This is a genomic window from Heliobacterium mobile (genome assembly GCF_009720735.1).
GTDB classification, from domain to species: Bacteria; Bacillota; Desulfitobacteriia; order Heliobacteriales; family Heliobacteriaceae; genus Heliobacterium; species Heliobacterium mobile.
The window spans coordinates 1-1,602 of sequence record NZ_WNKU01000082.1 but is presented as its reverse complement, the minus strand read 5'-3'; the positions used below and the strand labels follow the sequence as shown (position 1 = coordinate 1,602).

At 43.7% G+C, this 1,602-nt stretch carries 2 protein-coding genes; both read right to left on the bottom strand.

The features are described from left to right. Positions 1–107: 107 nt before the first annotated feature. Entirely contained in the window at positions 108–404 is a 297-nt protein-coding gene (locus GJ688_RS20880) for a hypothetical protein (RefSeq protein ID WP_235911136.1), read from the bottom strand. Between the two features lie 4 nt (positions 405–408). After that, positions 409–1,353: an IS110 family RNA-guided transposase gene (locus tag GJ688_RS19650; protein ID WP_235911135.1), complete on the bottom strand. Its 945-nt coding sequence runs from the start codon at positions 1,351–1,353 to the stop codon at positions 409–411. Positions 1,354–1,602: the final 249 nt, after the last annotated feature.

Genomic DNA, 1,602 nt, shown 5'->3' with positions numbered 1-1,602 from the left:
TTTTTTTATGAAAATGTCCTCTTATCGTTAGAAAAGTTCTTCAAAAAAAGCATGGCAAATTAGGGCTACCAAATTGGCAGTCCTTGACCAGAGTTAGTCTTGGATTCTCACTCTGCCGTTGCTGGAGTCACCTTAAATCCTTTGGCTTCAAGCAAACGGATCATATGAGCTTCACGTCGTTTTTCTTTCTCCTGACAAAAACGTTCGAGGTAGTCTGCTCCTAGCTCAATGTAGGGCTTTTTAGTTAGAAGAATATGGAACATGATACGAAGTAGCGTATGACCTAAAGCTACCAGTGCTTTCTTCTTGCCGAGTCGCTTTACCCAATTCCAGTAACGAGCAGACAGACGAGTATTCCGAGTCATAGAGGCTGCCCATGCAGATTCGCAAAGCACGGTTTTCAAGTGGTTATTGCCTGAGCGGGCACGAGTTCTTTTTTTTACCAGCGCTCTCATGGTTACCTGGACTAACGCCAGCCCAGGCAGCCAGGTGATGGTCACTTTTGAAATGGTTCATATCGGTTCCGATTTCCGCAATAATTACAGAAGCCGCCTGCTCATTGACACCCGGAATGATGGTCAGTAAAGATACCGCTTCTTGTTTATCAACCAAACGTTGGCGGATATCCCTTTCCACTTGTACGATTTGATTCTCTAGGTAAAGCAAATGATTCCATGAGAACTGCAGCATACTTCGATGGTGATTTCTAAATCGACCGTTTAACGATTGAAGCAGATTGCGCGATTTATGCTTTAAGGCTCCTTTCATTTGTGTTTCTAGAAATTCCATCGTAATATCTTCTCCGTTTACCAACTTCTGAAGAAGGATACGCCCCGACTTACCAAAGATATCAGACATATGCGTAGTAAGTTTGATATTGGCGTCTTGCAACACTTTATGAATTCGGTTCTTTTCCGAAGTGGAGTCTTGCACGAGCTTCTTACGATATCGAGTCAAATCGCGAAGATCACGAATGTCCACCGACGGAACATAACTTCCTTCAATAAGGCCGCAACGAAGCAACTTCGCTAGCCATTCTGCATCGTTAATGTCGGTTTTTCGCCCAGGTAGGTTTTTCACATGGTAGGCATTGGCTAAAAGCAACTCAAGATCAAAAGCTTCGAGGACATTCCATACTGGCTTCCAGTACACCCCCGTCGACTCCATGGCCGCATGGGTACATTGCATATCCTCAAGCCACCGACCTAATTCAAGAAGTTCATCCGTTGTCGTTCCAAATCTGCGAGTCTCACTTTTTGGTGCTCGATCTAATGGTCCTGAGAGAACACAGGCTACGACTGTCTCTTGATGAACATCTAATCCCGCACAACGCTCAAGGATTGCTTCTAACATGGTACACTCCTCCATGTGATATTTATGAACCGGAAAGACAACCTGAAAAAAGAAAAATTTTTTATCCGGACTCGCAGTCCTATATCCTGTGCTTCAAAGGTTGTCTGAACAGTTTTATTTACGGGATGAATCACCGCAAAAAGCCACGAACTTGTCCGGTTCACTTATTATGAAGGATTTACCAAAACAGAAAAGGCTATGATCATTTTCATCATAGCCTGTGACCCAACGGGTCATGAACGTTTTATT